The 2,061-nt window shown below is 69.5% G+C and carries 3 protein-coding genes; all 3 read left to right on the forward strand.

What is annotated here, in order from left to right; translation table 11 throughout:
• Positions 1 to 17: 17 nt before the first annotated feature.
• Positions 18 to 632, forward strand: a complete 615-nt coding sequence (locus B7X32_RS20575; protein ID WP_292724026.1) for an adenylate kinase — start codon at positions 18 to 20, stop codon at positions 630 to 632.
• Position 633: 1 nt separating this feature from the next.
• Positions 634 to 1,485 (forward strand): type I methionyl aminopeptidase, encoded by an 852-nt coding sequence (map, locus tag B7X32_RS20580; protein WP_292724029.1) that lies wholly within the window; start codon positions 634 to 636, stop codon positions 1,483 to 1,485.
• A 21-nt stretch (positions 1,486 to 1,506) separates the two neighbouring features.
• The coding region (locus B7X32_RS20585; protein ID WP_292724031.1) for a thioredoxin domain-containing protein at positions 1,507 to 2,061 on the forward strand (555 nt) is incomplete at its 3' end.

Here is a 2,061-nt window from a genome sequence, read left to right on the forward strand (position 1 = left end):
ATTGAAGGGCTCCTACGATGACGGCATCCGCAACCTCCACCGCACGCCTGCTGATCGTGGGCCCCCAGGGCTCCGGCAAGGGCACGCAGGGAGTGCGGATCGCCGAGGCCTACGGCATCCCCGTGGTCTCCACGGGCGACATCTTCCGGGCCAACATCAAGGCCGGCACGGACCTCGGCAAGCAGGTCACGGCGATCCTCGATGCGGGCGACCTCGTCTCGGACGAGCTGACCGGCGAGCTCGTGCGCGACCGGCTGTCCCAGCCCGACGCCGAGGCCGGCTTCCTCCTCGACGGCTACCCCCGCAACGCCGTGCAGGTCGTCCACCTGGACGCGTTCCTGGCCGAGTCCCGTTCCGCGCTCGACGCCGTGATCCTGCTCGACGTGCCGCGCGAGGAGAGCATCGCCCGCCTCGAGCTGCGCGCGACCGAGCAGGGCCGCGCCGACGACACCCCTGAGGCGATCGCGCACCGCCTGGACATCTACGAGGCCCAGACCGCCCCGATCCTCGACGCCTACGGAGCGCGCGGCATCGTCGACACGATCGACGGCGTCGGCAGCCTCGACGAGATCACCGAGCGCATCTTCGCGGCGCTGGGCGCCCGCGGTCTCGTGCGCACGGCTGCGGTCTGACGTGGCGTTCCGCCGTTCCATCTACAAGAGTCGTGCCCAGCTGGGGACGATGGTCGAGCCCGGCCTGATCACCGGCGCGGCGCTCACCGCCGTGCGCGCCGCCGTGCGGCCCGGCATCACGACGGGGGAGCTCGACGCGATCGCCGAGCGGGTGATCCTGGATCGCGGCGCCGAGTCGAACTTCAAGCTCGTGCGCGGCTACCGGCACACCACGTGCATCTCGGTCAACGACCAGGTCGTGCACGGGATCCCGGGTTCCCGCGTGCTGCAGCCGGGCGACATCGTCTCGATCGACTGCGGTGCGCAGTTCCGCGGCTGGAACGGCGACAGCGCGATCACCGTCATCGTGCCGGACGAGGCGCAGACCGAGGTCGTCGCGGCCCGACAGGCCCTGTCCGACGTGACAGAGGGATCCATGTGGGCCGGGATCGCCGCGATGGCGTCCGCGAAGCACCTGGGCGACATCAGCGCGGCCATCGAGGACCACATCCTCGGGGCGGGCCCTTCGCCCGTCTCCGGGAAGCCCTACGGGATCCTGCGCGAGTACGTCGGGCACGGCATCGGCCGCAAGATGCACGAGGCGCCGAGCCTGTTCAACTACCGCACGCCCGACCGCGGCGCCGAGGTGCGCCCTGGCCTCGTGCTCGCGATCGAGCCCATGGTGACCGCGGGCTCCGAGCAGACCTACGTCGAGGACGACGACTGGACCGTCTCCACCACCGACGGATCCGACGGCTCGCACTGGGAGCACAGCGTCGCCTTGCACGACGACGGCATCTGGGTGCTGACCGCGGCGGACGGGGGAGCGGCCGGTCTCGCCCGGTTCGGGATCACGCCTGCGCCGATCGCGTAGCGTTCACGGAGGAGGGGACAGATGACGCAGACAGGCCGCCGGGCCAACGGGTTCGCCATCGGGATCACCGCCGCGGTCGTCGCTGTGCTCATCGCCCTCGTCGGCGTGGTCGTTTGGCTCAACAACAGTGCGGCGCAGCAGGGCGACAAACCGACCTCCTCGCACATCACCGACAGCGGCTCGATCGTGTTCGGGAGCGGCAAGGCGAACACGATCACGACGTACGTCGACTTCCTGTGCCCGATCTGCAACCAATTCGAGCAGGCCGAGGGGTCGACCATCCAGAAGCTGATCGCCGACGGTCGTGCATCGCTCGAAGTCCAGCCCGTGGCGATCCTCGACGGCCGGAGTGTTCCCGCCGGCTATTCGAGTCGAGCCGCCTCTGCGATGTACTCGGTCGCGATCCATGACTACGAGCACGCCTCCGCATTCATGCAGGCGCTTTACGCGCAGCAGCCGGAGGAGGGGTCGGCGGGGCTCACCGACGAACAGATCGTCGGCGTCGCCAAGCAGGCGGGGGTGACGGTCACGGGAGATCTCGAGAACGAGATCAAGACGCACCGTTACCAGAAGTTC

The sequence above is a fragment of the Microbacterium sp. 13-71-7 genome, from assembly GCF_002257455.1.
GTDB lineage: Bacteria > Actinomycetota > Actinomycetes > Actinomycetales > Microbacteriaceae > Microbacterium.

Excerpts from the sequence above, each read along its gene's own strand:
- B7X32_RS20575 (WP_292724026.1), top strand. The coding sequence starts at position 18 with ATGACGGCATCCGCAACCTCCACCGCACGCCTGCTGATCGTGGGCCCC.